13 protein-coding genes are annotated in these 14,284 nt (G+C 69.2%); 6 read left to right on the forward strand and 7 right to left on the reverse strand.

Annotation, left to right across the window (positions count from 1 at the left end; genetic code table 11):
• Positions 1-15: 15 nt before the first annotated feature.
• The 4 genes from ACFVWW_RS17170 to ACFVWW_RS17185 all read right to left on the reverse strand — a co-directional run bounded on the left by ACFVWW_RS17170 (position 16) and on the right by ACFVWW_RS17185 (position 5,485).
• Entirely contained in the window at positions 16-1,404 is a 1,389-nt protein-coding gene (locus ACFVWW_RS17170) for an O-antigen ligase family protein (protein ID WP_386878713.1), read from the reverse strand.
• Positions 1,404-3,068, reverse strand: a complete 1,665-nt coding sequence (locus ACFVWW_RS17175) for a sugar transferase (protein WP_386878698.1) — start codon at positions 3,066-3,068, stop codon at positions 1,404-1,406. The genes ACFVWW_RS17170 and ACFVWW_RS17175 overlap by 1 nt, the downstream gene beginning before the upstream one ends.
• On the reverse strand, positions 3,065-4,252 hold the full coding sequence (locus ACFVWW_RS17180) for a glycosyltransferase (protein ID WP_384179038.1): 1,188 nt from the start codon (positions 4,250-4,252) through the stop codon (positions 3,065-3,067). The genes ACFVWW_RS17175 and ACFVWW_RS17180 overlap by 4 nt, the downstream gene beginning before the upstream one ends.
• A 123-nt stretch (positions 4,253-4,375) precedes the next feature.
• Complete coding sequence (locus ACFVWW_RS17185) at positions 4,376-5,485, reverse strand: DUF3344 domain-containing protein (RefSeq protein ID WP_386878697.1); 1,110 nt, start codon at positions 5,483-5,485, stop codon at positions 4,376-4,378.
• Between the two features lie 269 nt (positions 5,486-5,754).
• Here ACFVWW_RS17185 and ACFVWW_RS17190 point away from each other — a divergent pair, with 269 nt between their 5' ends.
• Entirely contained in the window at positions 5,755-5,994 is a 240-nt protein-coding gene (locus tag ACFVWW_RS17190) for a chaplin (RefSeq protein ID WP_384179034.1), read from the forward strand.
• A 277-nt stretch (positions 5,995-6,271) separates the two neighbouring features.
• Positions 6,272-6,553 carry a hypothetical protein gene (locus ACFVWW_RS17195; protein WP_384179032.1) on the forward strand — a complete coding sequence of 94 codons (282 nt, stop codon included), beginning with the start codon at positions 6,272-6,274 and terminating at the stop codon, positions 6,551-6,553.
• A gap of 122 nt (positions 6,554-6,675) precedes the next feature.
• Here the strand turns inward: ACFVWW_RS17195 and ACFVWW_RS17200 are convergent, their stop codons facing one another.
• Complete coding sequence (locus ACFVWW_RS17200) at positions 6,676-7,311, reverse strand: vitamin K epoxide reductase family protein (protein WP_386878696.1); 636 nt, start codon at positions 7,309-7,311, stop codon at positions 6,676-6,678.
• Positions 7,312-7,324: 13 nt separating this feature from the next.
• The gene (locus tag ACFVWW_RS17205; protein ID WP_386878695.1) at positions 7,325-7,831 is read right to left on the reverse strand and encodes a DUF5949 family protein; all 507 of its coding nucleotides are present in this window, start codon (positions 7,829-7,831) and stop codon (positions 7,325-7,327) included.
• Between the two features lie 206 nt (positions 7,832-8,037).
• Between ACFVWW_RS17205 and ACFVWW_RS17210 the strand changes: the two genes are divergently transcribed.
• On the forward strand, positions 8,038-9,315 hold the full coding sequence (locus ACFVWW_RS17210) for a cytochrome P450 (RefSeq protein ID WP_386878694.1): 1,278 nt from the start codon (positions 8,038-8,040) through the stop codon (positions 9,313-9,315).
• Positions 9,316-9,418: 103 nt separating this feature from the next.
• On the opposite strand, the gene ACFVWW_RS17215 is transcribed toward ACFVWW_RS17210, so the two are convergent.
• A complete protein-coding gene (locus ACFVWW_RS17215) occupies positions 9,419-9,985 on the reverse strand; it encodes a DUF4253 domain-containing protein (RefSeq protein WP_386878693.1) in 567 nt (188 codons plus the stop codon).
• Positions 9,986-10,915: 930 nt separating this feature from the next.
• Between ACFVWW_RS17215 and ACFVWW_RS17220 the strand changes: the two genes are divergently transcribed.
• From ACFVWW_RS17220 to ACFVWW_RS17230, 3 genes are read left to right on the forward strand one after another with little or no spacing between them, the layout of a single operon-like run.
• Complete coding sequence (locus ACFVWW_RS17220) at positions 10,916-11,359, forward strand: hypothetical protein (RefSeq protein ID WP_383913950.1); 444 nt, start codon at positions 10,916-10,918, stop codon at positions 11,357-11,359.
• A gap of 23 nt (positions 11,360-11,382) precedes the next feature.
• Positions 11,383-13,659, forward strand: coding sequence for a DUF6571 family protein (locus tag ACFVWW_RS17225; RefSeq protein ID WP_386878692.1), 2,277 nt, complete (start codon positions 11,383-11,385; stop codon positions 13,657-13,659).
• Between the two features lie 41 nt (positions 13,660-13,700).
• Positions 13,701-14,282 carry a hypothetical protein gene (locus ACFVWW_RS17230; protein WP_386878691.1) on the forward strand — a complete coding sequence of 194 codons (582 nt, stop codon included), beginning with the start codon at positions 13,701-13,703 and terminating at the stop codon, positions 14,280-14,282.
• Positions 14,283-14,284 lie beyond the last annotated feature (2 nt).

A 14,284-nucleotide genomic window follows, 5' to 3' on the forward strand; every position in this document is an offset into this window, starting at 1 on the left:
ATTTCCTCGTGTCGGTCACGCCGGGGCAGCCCCGCCGTTCGCCCGCCGGTCCAGCGCCCACCAGGCCGCGAGGCCGAGCACTACGGCCGTCAGCACGGTCGAGGGCCCGCCGATGTCCGCGTACGTGAAGTCCACCAGCTGCCAGATCAGCAGCCCCGCGGCGGCGAGGGCGCAGTCGCTGCCTCTGCGGGAGCGGCGCGCGCCGGGCAGCCGGCGCAGCGCGCACACGAGCAGCGCGGCCCAACTGCTCGCCAGCGCGACGAGCCCCAGCAGTCCCTGCTCACTGAGGACGAGCAGGTACATGTTGTGGGGCGACAGCAGGGGCTGGCGCTGGAAGATCCTTCCGGCCCCCTCGGTGTCGCTGCCGGAGGAGAGCGCCAGCGAGGCGTGGCTGTCGCGGTGGGCGGGGAAGCCCTTCAGCCCCACGCCGGTGACCGGTTGTTCGCGCCACATGTCGGTGGCCGCGGCCCACATCGTGTACCGGTCGGTGACGGACTGGTCGGGCGCGTCGGCGACCCGGGTGATGCTGTCGAGGCGCTCGGTGATCATGTGCGAGCCGACCCCGAGACCGCCGACGAGCACGACGCCGAGCGCGCCGGCGGCGAGCATGATCCCGGCGGCCCTGCGCACTCCGGAGAGCGCCAGCTGAAGGACGAGCGCCACCGCAGTGGCGATCCAGGCGCCGCGGCTGAAAGACAGCGCGAGCGGGACGCAGAGCAGTCCCGCGCAGACGAGGGCGACGGCGCGCTGTCCGCGGGGCGCGTTCCACTCGTCGGCGAGCGCGAAGCCGACGGCGATGACCAGTCCGTACGAGACGACGGTGGCCATGCCCATCACATCGGTGGGGCCGAACGTACCGACCGCGCGGATGTCCTCGCCCATGTACGAGGCGCCGGTGCCGGTCAGATACTGCACGACCCCGACCGAGCCCTGCGCCAGCGCGAGGGCCACCACGGACCCGGCGACGAGCCGGAAGTCCGCGCGGTCGCGGACGAGCAGCAGCAGCGCGGCCGGCACCAGTACGAAGATCTGCAGATAGCGCGCCACCCCGGGCAGGCTGGACGCCGGGTCGTGGGAGGTGATCGCCGCGACGGTCACGCCCAGCACCGGAAGGCCGAGGACCAGCACGGCGGTTCGGGTCAACGGGCGGGCCCGCTCCCGCAGGACGCGTACGAGGCAGTACAGGACGAGCAGCGCCGAGGCCACGTCCGCGGCGTTCCCGGAACCGCCGGAGGCGTCGGCGGCCGAGACCGACGGTACGGCGAGCAGCGCGATCACCGCCACGGCGGGCAGCAGGGGCGCCGAGCGGCGCAGCACGGCCCGCCACCGGCCGGCGGGCCGGCCGTCGGACGGATATGGGTGACGGGACGTCAGATACGGGAGGCCCGTGGTGCCGGCGGCCATCAGCTGCCGGCCGGACGGACGAGGGAGGCGGCGGTCCGCAGAAGAATGCACACGTCCTGCCACAACGACCAATGGTCGATGTAGTGATTGTCGAAACGGGACCGATCCTCGATGGAGGTGTCTCCGCGCAGCCCGTGGACCTGCGCGAGACCGGTGATGCCGACGGGCATCCGGTGCCGGGCGGCGTAGCCGGGGAGGGTCTTGCTGAAGTTGGCGACGAAGAAGGGCCGTTCCGGCCGGGGGCCGACCAGGCTCATGTCGCCGCGCAGTACGTTCCACAGCTGCGGCAGCTCGTCCATCGACGTACGGCGCAGGAAGTTGCCCACGGCGCTCATCCGGAGGTCGTTGGCGATGTTCCAGCGGGTGGCGGCCTCGTGCTCGTCGACCGGGCGCAGGGTGCGGAACTTGAGCAGGGTGAAGGGGCGGCCGTTCTGGCCGACGCGTTCCTGGTGGAACAGCACATCGGGGCCGTCACAGAGCCGCACGGCGAGGGCGCAGGTCAGCAGGACCGGGGAGATGGCGAGCAGCACCGGGGCCGCGACGGCCACGTCCAGCAGGCGTTTGGCGACCGAGTCGTGGCGGCGCGGGGGCGGCGGCTCCAGGCGGCGGCAGGGGAATCCCCAGAGGTGCTGCGGCATGGCGCCGGGCGCGGCGGGGGTGTCCCAGGGGCCGGCGCCGACGAACCAGGTGGCGCAGCCGTACTCGTGGAACAGCGCGACGAGCGAGGCCGACCGGTCCGCGCCGTCGCCGGAGTCGATGAACACGGCTTCCCGGACGCCGTTCTGGATGACGGCGCGGTGGATCTCCTCGGTCGAGGTCAGCACCGGCAGGGCAGGGGCATTCGTACCGCTTGTGCCGCTGGTGACGTTCGGGCCACTGCCGTCCCGGCTGCCGCTGCCGTCTCGGGCGTCTCTGCCGTCCCTGGTGTCTCTGCTGTTTCTGGAGTCTCTGCTGTCTCTGCCGTCCCTTGTGCCTCTGCCGTCTCTGGCATCTCTGCCGCTGTGCGCTTCCCTGCCGCTGCCGCGCGTGTCCTCGCCCTGGGCGGCGGGGGCGGCGATCCCGACGGGCCGCAGGCCGTACTCGGGATGCTGGGCGAGCAGCGCGGTCATCCGACGCGCCGCCGTGCCCGTACCGACGACAAGGGCGGACCGCGGCTGCTCGCGCGTCACCGCGCGCCTGCGGGCATGGACGAGCGAGCGGCAGCAGCACGCGACGGCGAGCTGTACGGCGCCGCCGCCGAGCAGGGCCGCGAAGCCCAGGCCGTGTTCGGGGAAGAGCGCGGCGAGGACGGCCGCGGCCGCGCACCACGACACCGCGATCCGCGCGGCCAGCGCGGGGGCCCGGTCCAGGAAGGACAGGGTGACGCCGGGGCGGTAGAGCCCCGCGCACGCGTTCAGTACGGTCACGCAGGCGATGAGCTGGACGGCCAGGACCGCGCCGAGCCGCCCGTAGTTCAGGACGGCGGCGGACAGCAGGGCCGCGAGCCAGTCCGCCGCGATCAACGGCAGGCCGAAGCGCGGCGGGGCACCCGGCGTACGGCGCGGCTGCGGGGCGACGCGGTCGGAGGTGCGCCGGGGTGGGGCGATCGAGACGCGCCGCACGCGCTGTTCCGCTGTCCGCGCGCGCCCGGACGGCGGGGGCACGCTGGTGCTTTCCGTGCTCACTGGGGAATCGGCTCCCTGCGTTCGGGGCGCGGCACGACGGCGACTTCGCGGTACACGTCCGCGATGGCCCGCGCGGTCCTGCGCACGTCGTGGGTACTGAGTACGTGATGACGGCCCTGACGGCCGATAGCCTCGCGCAGCGGCCCGTCGCGGAGCAGCGCGCTCACGGCGGCCGCCAGCGCGGACGGGTCCTCGGGAGGGGTGAGACAGCGGGAAGCGCGGCCGGGCGGCAGGCTCTCCCGCGCGCCGTCCACATCGCTGAGGACGACGGCCTTCCCACTGGCCATGGCCTCCAGCGGGGCCACCGCCATGCCCTCCCAGCGGGACGGCAGGACGACGAGATCGGCCGCCCGGTACCAGGGCGCGGTGTCCGGTACGGCTCCGGCGAAGAGCACCGAGGGCGGGGCCTGGGCGCGCAGCGCGGCGGCGTCGGGACCGTCGCCGACGAGCACCAGCCGCGCCTGCGGCAGCTGCCGGACGACCGGCGACCAGGCGCGCAGCAGGATGTCCTGGCCCTTCTGCCTGCACAGCCGGCCGACGCAGACCACGACGGGGGCGGCCGCCGGCAGCGCCGCCAGCAGCGGAAGAGAGGCACGCGCGGCGGCGGCGTCGGCGGACATGGGGTACGCCGGCGCGAACCGGCTGACGTCCACTCCGTTGTGGACGACGGACCAGGAGGCGTCGATCCCGGCCCGCTCCCCGGTGCGCCGCTCCGCGTCGCTGACGCAGACGACGCGGTCGGTCCAGCGGATCGCCCGCCGCTCCCACTGCCTGGCCAGCCGGCCGGTCACTCCGCCGACCGCCTCGAACGACCAGGCGTGCGGCTGGAAGACGGTCGGCACCCGGCCCCGGACGGCCAGCCGGCCGGCGAGACCGGCCTTAGCGCTGTGGGCGTGGACCAGATCCGGGCCGATCAGCTCGACCAGCCGGGCGGCCCGCCGGATCTCATGGAGCAGACCGGGTCCTGGGCCGCGCGTCGCCCGCCACGCGTGGACCTCGGCCCCGCGCCCGGCCGCCGCCCCGGCGAGCGGTCCCTCCTCGGGGCAGGCGACGGCGACCCGTACTCCGGCGCCCACCTGTGCCCCGACCAGATCCAGCACCACCCGGGCCACTCCGCCATCGACCGGCTGGACGAGGTGGAGCGCCGTGAAGCCGGCGCCGGGCCGGGGCCGTTGTGGCTGCACGCGCAACTCTTTCCACTCGTGGACAACAGGAAAGCGATCTCTGGAGAGCGATCTCTCGAGCGGGGCCCGAGGCACACGGATCTCAGCGGATCGCGGTGGATCACGGTGGATCTCAGCGGATCATCAGTTCCGTACTTCTGCCTCTACGAAAAACGCACCGAGCCAGACGGGGTCACGCTTGGTGTTGAATCGAACGCTCAGCCGATCGCCGCCGGAGGCCAGCACACCCCGCAGATCGAACACATCTGAGTCATAGCCCAGCGTGTTCGAATAAGCAGGCTGTCGTTTAATAGGAGTAATTCCGGAATCCGTGATGCTGGAATTCAACACGTCACCGGCCGGATTGCCCTTATTGCCGAGCGCCATCCCATTGCCCCGGTTGGTTTTCACGGTGAGCGACTCTCCGGCGATTCCCCGGTCCCCGTCATACGCGACGACCCCCAGACGCCCGGCGGCTCGCGCGGGCATGCGCATGGACCCGAAATCGATTCCGACGGTCTGCCGGTTCTTGTCGAGCATGTCGAATCCGTCCCAGACCGAGAGATGACGCAGCGGGGCGCCCTTTTTCTCGTACGCGACGACGAGCGTCCAGCCGCCCCAGGCGCCCGCCGCGGACCGCCCCATCGCGACATTGATCTGCGCCACCGTGTACATCCCCGAGCCGCTCGCGCGGACGAGGCGTGTCACATTCGCCGACGCCTGGAAGGCATCCGCGCCGGACGCCGTACGGTGCCCGATCACCGTGTCCGCCAGGACTTCCCGGTACTTCCCGCGAGGCTCGGCGAGGAGGACACGGCCGTTGTCCCGCGGCGGTTTCTGCTCCCCGACCCGGAGGTTCCCGCCCCAGTAGAGCCGCGCGTAGCTCACCCGGGCGCCGGCCGGCACGCGGAGCTCGGCCCTCGTCGAGTTGTAGGTGTTCGGGTCCTTGTCGACGTCCGTGTAGAACATGTTGAATTCATTGTTGGACGCACCGGCGCCGGCGCGGGCGGACGCGCAGGCGGAATCCCCCTTCGGGGTGCGGCAGGTGATGGCCGAATTGGCCGCCCGTACGATCCCGCCGCGCTGCACCGCGTGATAGCGCTGCGCGAAGGGGATACGTGACTTTTCCTTCACCCCCGGCTTGGTATCGACGTGCGGAGCGGCCGACGAGGGAAAAGCCGCCGCCGACAGCACGAGAGAGGCCAGGGCGCACAGCAGGCCCCGCCCCACGGTAAGAACCGCTGAATTCCGCATATGTGTTCTCCGTCTCGAAGATCGAAACAAGAACGCACCTTTACAGAGCGCGGACTGAAAATCACGTCAGACGCGCTGAAACGCACTGAACGTACAAAACGATTCCTGTACAGGGTCACTGCCCGTACCCCCGCCGCGGGCCCGGCCGCGCGCCGGGGCGCTTCACTCATTCGGGTGCGCAACCGACCGGCGCCCCGGGCGTTGATGCATGAGTCGGGCAATCGCGTCCGTCAGTTATGTCGCCCCTTACGACCGAGGAGCCCTTCTCCATGTCGCGTATCGCGAAGGCTGTTGTTCTCTCCACCGCGGCGGCCGCCGCTGTCGTCGGCGCCTCCGGTGCCGCTTTCGCCGACAGCGGCGCGCACGGCGCGGCTGTCGGCTCCCCGGGCGTCATGTCCGGCAATGTCGTCCAGCTCCCCGTCCACACGCCGATGAACGTCTGCGGCAACACCGTCAACGCCGTTGCCCTGCTCAACCCGGCCTTCGGCGGCGCCTGCGTCAACGCCTGACGGCGTTCGGTGTCGGCATTCGCTGACGGCCTTCGCTGACGGCGACGCGGACGCCGTCGCAGAGCAGAGCCGCTCTTACCCTCGGGGGCAGGGCGGCTCTTCTGCTGCCCGGACACCGCCCTCATTCGGGTGGCCCGCTCAGAATTCCCTCCGCACGGAGTTTCCGCCGCGCCCGGGAATCGTTACAGATGTCGAGGCCACGCAAAGGAAACCTCCAAGAGGCCTGTGCGAAGCGAGAGTTGCCTCGCAACAGAGACGCTGAAAGAAGGATTCAAGAATGAAGCCCATGAAGGTTGCCGCGGTCGTCGCCGGTTCCATGATGGCGCTGGGTGCCGCCACCCCGGCCTTCGCCGCCGACGCCCTGACCCCCACCAGCCTGAACGGCGGCCTCGACACCGTGGCCGGCCAGGGTCTGCGCGACGCCAAGCCGCTGAACACCAACACACTGGACACCGAGCGGGAGGGCTCGCTCCTCAACGCGGTGAAGACCACCACGGACGGGGTGAGCAAGGCGCAGCAGGGCAAGAAGCTGCTGGGCGGGCTTCCGCTCGGCAAGTAGCCCCGTTCTTCCTTGAAGGGCGCCGCCCGGTCGTGACCGCGTCGTCATGATCGCCCCTCCTGGCGACAGGTCGTGAGGAGGGGCGGCGGCCGGGATCGGGGCTGTCGGGGCCGGGGTCGCGGTCAGCTGGTCCAGAAGTCCCACCAGCGGGTCAGGACAAGCATCCCGATGACGCCGATCCACAGCACCGGCGGAGCCCAGTGGAACTCACCCAGCGCGGCCCGGAAGCCGGCGGGGGCGGGCAGGATCCGGTGCTCGATGTTGTGGGCCGTGACGTAGCAGAACATCACGATGGTGGCGACCCAGGCCAAGCAGCACCACAGGCACAGCGAGTTGATGTTGTAGAGCGACTGATACTGGAGCCAGGTGCAGAACCCGACGCCGAAGAGCGTGCCGGCGTTCAGACCGAGCCAGAACCAGCGCCGGTGACGCGCCCCGGCCAGCAGCCCCATTCCGACGCAGATCACACCCCCGTACGCCACAAGTCCCAGCATCGGATTCGGAAAGCCGAAAACCGACGCCTGCTCGCTCTTCATGATGTTCCCGCAGGAGACCACCGGATTCAGGCTGCATCCCGGGATGAAATTCGGATCCTCCAGGAGCTTGAACTTGTCGAGGGTGATGACCCACGCGGCCAGCACTCCGGCCGCGCCCGTCATCACCAGCAACAGCGCGAATGCCCGACTGCCGCCCCATACGCCGCTCTTGCCGTCCGCGCTTTCGCCGGCGGATACCTTCTCGGCCAATACCGTTGCCATGACGCCCTCCCCCTCAGCCACGCAGGCTGCGTACCGGCAGCAGGCAGTGTGCGGCGGCGGAGAGCATTTCCTCGTCGCCGACGAAGGCACGCAACTGCTCCTCGCTGACCGGCTTTCCGGGCGTTCCCTCGGCCCACGGCCGGGTGGCGACCAGGAAATAGACCTGCCCGTTCTCCCGCGCGTCCTGCTCCCACTCCGGAGGGACGGCGCACTGCGCGTTCAGATACGGCATGGTCAGTACGGCCCGCCCCGCCTCCACCAGCAGCGTGATCGGCATGCCGCGCGCCTGCGAGGCATCGACCAGATCGCCGCCCGGATTCAGCCCGATCCCGCCGAGAACCGTACGCATCGCCTTTTCACCGGCCTCCGGACCGTCGTGCCCGTCACCGAGCGAATAGGCCAGCAGAAAAGGCGCTGTGCGTTCTCCGGTGGACGGCTCACTCGTCCAGGCGATCACCGAGAGGGTGCCCAGCAGGGAGGCGTACTGAACACGGCCCGACGCGGATTTGGTAGAGGTCATGCTTCGGCACAGTACTGGCCGCCAGGCAATTTCCGTGAGCTCGCATCACCCGATTGGGTTAGCCCGTTGGCTACTTCCGGCCGCCACTCACCCGATTTCGCTCCCCAGTGCGAGACTTGGCACAGGGCGCGCTGGCCGGTCGCGCCTTGTCCATCCGTGTTCCATGGGAAACTCCTTGACCACTCGCATCCCTGGGAGGAATCGAAATGGCGACATTCGCTCAACGGACAGCGCCACAGGGCGGACAGCGGGAAAGGCCGGATCTCGGAGACCCGTCGTTCTGGCAACTTCCCCATTCCGCACGCGTACAGGCATTCGCCGTCCTCCGCCAACTCGACGAACCCCAGTACTTCGTCGAACGTCCCAGAAGCCGTTGGCGGCCGGAGCGGGGATTCCACGCGCTCGTCAGACACGCCGATGTGGTGGAGGCGAGCCGTAACCCCCAGGTGTTCGCGAGCGCGCCGGGCGCCACGACACCCGAGCCGGCCCGCTGGGTGCGCGCCCTGTTCGGGGACTCCCTGGTCAATGTGGACGCCCCGCACCACACGCAGCTGCGCCGTATCGTCTCCCGCGCCTTCACCCCACGGATCCTGAGCCGCACGGAGGCGGACATCCAGGCGGTGGCGGCCCGCATCGTGGACGACGTCCTCACCCGGCGGCCGGACGACTTCGTCACCGCGGTGGCCTCGCGCATGCCCTTCGAGGTCATCTGCAATCTGATGGGCATCCCGGAGCGGGAGCGCCCCTCGATCCTCGCCCAGGTGAACCGCGCCTCGGGCGACATCGGCGTCGCCCGCAGCCGGCTCCGGATGCCGGGAAAGGGCCTGCGCGCCCTGGCCTCGATGCAGGGCATGGTCGCGGACCTCGGCCGCGAGCGCCGCAAGAACCCCACGGACGATCTCATCTCGGCGCTGGTCAGCGCCGACATCGACGGCCAGGCACTGACCGGACGCCAACTCGGCGCGTTCTTCTCCCTGCTGATGGTCGCCGGCGTGGAGACCACCCGTAACGCCATCGCCCACGGCCTGGACCTACTGACCCGCCACCCCGACCAACGCGCCCTGCTGCTCGACGATTTCGACCGCTTCTCGGAAGGCGCGATGGAGGAGATCGTGCGCCACTCGACGCCGATCATCCAGTTCCGCCGCACCCTCACCCAGGATCACCGTATGAACGGCCACGACTTCCGCCGCGGCGACAAGGTCGTGCTCTTCTACGCCTCCGCCAACCGCGACGAGACCGTCTTCCCCGCCCCGGACACCTTCGACATCACCCGCACCCCCAACCCCCACGTCGGCTACGGCGGCGGAGGCCCGCACTACTGCCTGGGCACCTACCTGGCCAAGCAGGAAATGAAGGCCCTCTTCCGCGAACTCCTCACCCGATCCCCCAACCTCACCCCAGGCCCCCCGGTCCTGGTCCCCTCCAACTTCGACAACCGAGTCCGCTCCATGCCCTGCGCATACACCACCCCCCAGCCGTAACGGCGTCGCCCCCGAGCCACCAACAGCCCAGAGCCACCACTCTGGCCGGCACGATCGACGTTGTCCCCCTCTCCCCCTGCACGGAGCAGCGGCTCACGGAAGATCAGTCCCACCAGAACTCCCAGCAGTGGATATCGACGAGCCGATCGGCGTACGCGGCCAGGGTGCAGGGGCGTGCGCGTTGCCAGATGTTGTCGGGGCAGAACGCGAAATGCTCGGCGGCGACGAGCAGGGCATCCTCCGTGCTTTTCGGAGGCGCGGCGATGCTCAGATGGAGGGTGTCGGAACCAAGCCCGACGACGCGCGCTCCGAAACGCCGTTCCCAGTCGCTCACGACGGCGGAAACGGTGGCGATGTCGTTGCCATAGTTGGCGGGTCCGTCCCAGCCCACAGCGGTAAGGGCGTCGGCGCCCGAACGAGCAACGACAAGTCCCAGACGCGACAGCGGCCGACCGGAGGCGAAGTACCCGGCGTACTCGGCGGCCAGCCGATCGGGATCCGTCGCCGGCTCACAACCAGGTGCGAGCCCTGGCCACACCTGCCCGAAAGGGGCAGTAACAGCCCGGCGCTCGTCCGGCGAGAGCATGTCGTCGTCCTCGTCGACTGCGGTGTACTCCGTCCACCACTTCGCAAGAAGCTCGGCCGGGTCATGGAGGTCCGGAGAAGACATCCGCTCGGGAAAGATCTCACCGGATCCCCAAGGGACGGAACTCGGCGTCACCAAGCTGCCTTGAGTCAAGCAGTAGGGGCCACAGCCCGGAGTCGGCGTGTTCGGCGTGGACCCGTGCCCACAGCTCCGCGGAGACCGGCCCGTCGCTCAGCCACAGGGCCTGCACATCTCCGTCTCCTTCATCGGACGTAATCATCCGGCCGGGCGGGACCGGCACATCGGCGGGCAGTAGCTTCTCGGGGTTCACGAGCGGGATGCTAGCCCTGAGGACAGACATCGCGGTGTGCACCAATGGTGCTTGATCGTTTCCCGATTTCGTGCGGCCGCCTGCCGAGAACGGGCCCGTTGACCTCCATGGCACCCGTCGGCCCGGCCCGAGATGCGGTGCCGACGGGCCGTGTCCTGGATCTGGACCGTGTTGGGCACCGAGGAACACCACCGCTGCGTAGTGATCGATGCCCACGGCGAACAGCAGTCGCGCCGGATGCCGGCGATGCGCTGTTAGAACAGGGGCTCCTCGGCGAACGCGCCGTTCCAGAGTGACTCGACCGGTTCGGGCCCGCGCTCCTCCAGCACGGCCAGGCGCTGCGCGGGCCTCTTCACGCCGGTCCTGCCCAGCAAGCCGCCGTGCCCGAGCTCGCGCGCAGAACCACTCCCCGCTGCGAGCCTGGAACTCCACCTCGTCGGTGTGGCCGAGCTCAAAAAGGCGGGACACCAGGTGCGGCGCCGGGTGGGGCTCTTCGTCGTTCCTGGAGCGTTGCGAATGTGAAGCCGTCGTACACGGGTTGTGAAGACGCCGCAGCGGCGCCCATTCTCCGGGACGGGCCTGGCCGGGCGAATGGTGGCTCCTGCGGCTACGATCATTACGGCCCCTCGAACGAGGCAAGTTGCTGGGGCAAATGCGGGAAGTCCGTCCATATGGGGGTATGTGTGACGTTCGACGAGGAGTGGGCCTCCGTGCGGTCCGCCGCGGTGGAGCAGCAGGAGACGCGTATGCGGCTCAACCAGCTCCCGGCCGACGGCGGCGGCGGATCGGGGAAGCGCCTCCACGTGGACTCGGCCGAGCTGCGCGGAAGGGCCGGCAAGGCGGACACCGTTCGCACGGACTTCATCAAGACCGACAACGCCGCCCGCAAGGAGACCGGGGAGGTCGGGGCCGGTCTGAAGGGCTTCCACTCGGCGCCCGCGTTCAAGACCTTTTCCACGCGCTGGGACGCGCAGATGAAGTACGTGGAAGGGCTGTTGCAGAACGCCGTGGCAGGAGGACTCCGGGAATCCGCCGCCGAGTTCGACGCCCGTGAGCGGACCGAGAAGGACCGGCACAGCAGGGGCGGCGACAAGGCCGGCAGCGGCTCCGACCGAAATCTCGCCTGAGCGATCGAGGGGATCCCGAATCGATGCTTGACTACAAGACTCTCATCGCCGCCGACCTCGCGCCGCTCTCCGAGGCGGTCGCGAAGTGGGCGAAGCTCCCCGAGGAGTTCGGCAAGGTCGGCAAGCTGTACGACACCACGGTCGAGAAGGGCCTTGCCGAGTCCGACTGGAAGGGCGAGGCGGCAGAGGCGGCGATGGACAACGTCTCGCTGGTCGGCAAGCAGATCCGCGCCGCCACGGACGAGGCCGCGGACGTACACCGCCTGCTGAGCGACGCGTACGACGTCTTCTCCCACACGCAGTCGAAGCTGAAGACGGTCAGGAGCGACATCGAGAAGGACAAGTACCTCTCGATCAAGCCCGACGGCGAGGTCTGGTTCGACGCGCCGGCGGACACGCCGACCGAGCATCTGGCGTCCCTGAACAAGGGCTACCAGGAGTCGATCCAGGCGTACCGGACCACCATCCGCAATCAGGTCACGGCGGCCGAGGAGGCCGACGACATCCTGTACTGGGCGCTGAGCCAGGACTACAACGGGCACAACAAGGGCTTCGACTCGAACACGTACGACAGCCTCAAGGGTGCGAAGGCGGGCAAGGAGCGGGCCGACAAGGACCGTGACGCCCTCACCGAGCTGGCCGGGGTCAAGCGTCCGTACACCCTGGACGAGATCAAGCTGATCAACACCACTCTCTCGAAGCACGAGGGCGATCCGTACTTCGCCGAGCAGTTCGCCACCGGTCTCGGACCGAAGAAAACGCTCGAGTTCTGGACCAGGATCGCCGACCGTACGCAGTACGGGGACGACATGACGAAGGAATCGGCGAAGATCCAGCAGAGCCTCGGCTACACCCTCGCCACCGCCTCGCACTCCACCAGCCCCGCGATGGAGAGCTGGAAGAAGGAGATGATCGAGCTCGGCGGCAAGCGGGTCGAGATGGTCGACATGAACATGGGGACCATGACCAAGGGGCCGTACGGCTTCCAGGTCATGAGCAGCCTCATGCGGAACGGCGACTACGAGAAGGACTTCCTCGGCGACTACGGCAAGGGCCTGATCGGCTTCGAGAAGTCCCACAAGGGAACGGACCCGAAGGAGCTCTGGCAGCCGGACGGCTACGAGACGTACCTGAACTTCGGGGCGGGGACGGACCACGGCCTGGATCCCATGGCCGGGTACATGGAGGCCCTGGGCCACAACCCCGATGCGGCGAAGGAGTTCTTCAGTTCCAAGGACTGGGATGCCTCGGGCAAGGATCTCAAGGCGATGGATCCGGAGCTCAAGTACCTGCTCGAGGACCGCAAGTGGCCCGACATGCCCAACAACACGAAGGGCAGCGATGACTTCGACGAGCTCGGACACGCCATCGAGGCGGCGACTCTGGGTGTCCCGTACGACCAGCCGGAACTGGGGTTGCGTCGCGACGATACGACGGCGAACGTCACCGAGCAGGTCATGAAGTACGTGGGAGGCCAGCCCAAGTTCCTGGACGACCACAAGGGCATGGGGGACAGTCTGGCCAAGATGGGCGCGGGCTATATCGACGATCTCAACTGGGCGTCGTCGAACTTCGGAAACGCCGTCACGGGTCAGGGACTGCGGGACTCCGCCTTCGGCCACAACGGGCCTGGGCACATCGAGCTGCTGGACACGACGGCGGCCTCGTTCCTCGCTGTGGCAGGCGGCGACGAGGACGGTTACAAGATTCTGTCCATGGCGCAGCAGGAGTACACGGCCAGTGCTCTGCGGGCGCATCCCGAGCCGAATGGCGAGGTCGCCCAGATCATCGCGACCGACGCCAAGATGCAGGGCATGTTCGACCAGGCACGGGCGAACGACATCCATGCGCACTACGGAGAGGCCACCAAGGAGGCGGAGCGAAAGCTCGCCGAGGCCACCGAGTGGAAGAAGTTCGGCGTCGGAGCCGCCGTGGCCGTGGGAGTCGGTGCCGTGGCACTTCCCTTCGCGGGGGTCGCCGCCGGCGGCGCCGCCGTGGCCGCGTTCGCGGTGCCCCAGGTGGCGGGTGCGGTTGGCGGCGCCGCTATGACGCAGTTCGGCATCGACCTCAACCGCGAGATGGAGAAGAACGGCCCGGACTTCTCGCAGAAGGAGCACATGGACCTGAAGACCTTCACGACGCTTGGAGCGGCCCGAGCGGTGACGCCGATGGACGCGTACATCGCGGCCAACGGCCTTGAGGGCACAGAGTGGGCGAGGCTGACCCACAGCGGCGTAGAGGGCAAGTACAACGACGGCTCGGCCGCCATCACGCGCGTCACTGCGGACCCGAAGGGATGACGATGAGGCGGATGGCGTGGCAGGTCCCGGGTGGCCTGGCAATGGTGTTGACACTCGTGGCGTGTGGGGGCGGCGGCGAGGAGCAGGAGTCGGCGCAGAAGAAGACAAAGCCGGCGACGGAGGTGTGCGGGGGGCTGTCGCCGAAAGCGGCGCAGGCGCTGGAGCGGATCTCGGAGACGAAGCAGTTCGAGGACCGCTGGTACAAGACGGCGGACAAGCTGAAGGGTCTCCTGCACAACCGCGACCTCGACGGCGGTGGGGAGCAGACCGACTGCGTGATCGAGCCGGACGTGGCCGACCCCGACGAGAGCCCGTCGAAGATGACCGTGCTGTACGAGGAGATCGAGACGCTCCCGGCGCCTCAGCCGCCGGGGGTCGCCCTGCTGAACCTTCCGGTGGGCCTGCGCGCGGAGGGCGGAGACGCGAGTGCCGACCTGTGGTTCGCGTGCGAGGTGGCGGGTGTCGGCAAGCCGATCGTCCACGCAAGGCTGGTCTACGGCTCCCGGCCACGAGAGGGAAGTACCAAGGAAGCGAACATCCGGGTCCTCCAGGACCTCTCGCGGCGGCATGCCCTCGCGATGGGCTGTCCCGATGCGGGGGGCATCCCGAATCCGAAGGGATGACG

It is taken from the genome of Streptomyces sp. NPDC058198 (genome assembly GCF_042882605.1).
Taxonomy (GTDB): domain Bacteria; phylum Actinomycetota; class Actinomycetes; order Streptomycetales; family Streptomycetaceae; genus Streptomyces.

Bases quoted from the DNA above. Each gene is read 5' to 3' on its own strand.
- ACFVWW_RS17230 (WP_386878691.1), top strand. From the start codon at position 13,701: ATGGTGTTGACACTCGTGGCGTGTGGGGGCGGCGGCGAGGAGCAGGAG.
- ACFVWW_RS17195 (WP_384179032.1), top strand. From the start codon at position 6,272: ATGAAGCCCATGAAGGTTGCCGCGGTCGTCGCCGGTTCCATGATGGCG.
- ACFVWW_RS17210 (WP_386878694.1), top strand. From the start codon at position 8,038: ATGGCGACATTCGCTCAACGGACAGCGCCACAGGGCGGACAGCGGGAA.
- ACFVWW_RS17215 (WP_386878693.1), bottom strand. From the start codon at position 9,985: ATGTCTTCTCCGGACCTCCATGACCCGGCCGAGCTTCTTGCGAAGTGG.
- ACFVWW_RS17200 (WP_386878696.1), bottom strand. From the start codon at position 7,311: ATGGCAACGGTATTGGCCGAGAAGGTATCCGCCGGCGAAAGCGCGGAC.
- ACFVWW_RS17205 (WP_386878695.1), bottom strand. From the start codon at position 7,831: ATGACCTCTACCAAATCCGCGTCGGGCCGTGTTCAGTACGCCTCCCTG.
- ACFVWW_RS17190 (WP_384179034.1), top strand. From the start codon at position 5,755: ATGTCGCGTATCGCGAAGGCTGTTGTTCTCTCCACCGCGGCGGCCGCC.
- ACFVWW_RS17170 (WP_386878713.1), bottom strand. From the start codon at position 1,404: ATGGCCGCCGGCACCACGGGCCTCCCGTATCTGACGTCCCGTCACCCA.
- ACFVWW_RS17225 (WP_386878692.1), top strand. From the start codon at position 11,383: ATGCTTGACTACAAGACTCTCATCGCCGCCGACCTCGCGCCGCTCTCC.
- ACFVWW_RS17185 (WP_386878697.1), bottom strand. From the start codon at position 5,485: ATGCGGAATTCAGCGGTTCTTACCGTGGGGCGGGGCCTGCTGTGCGCC.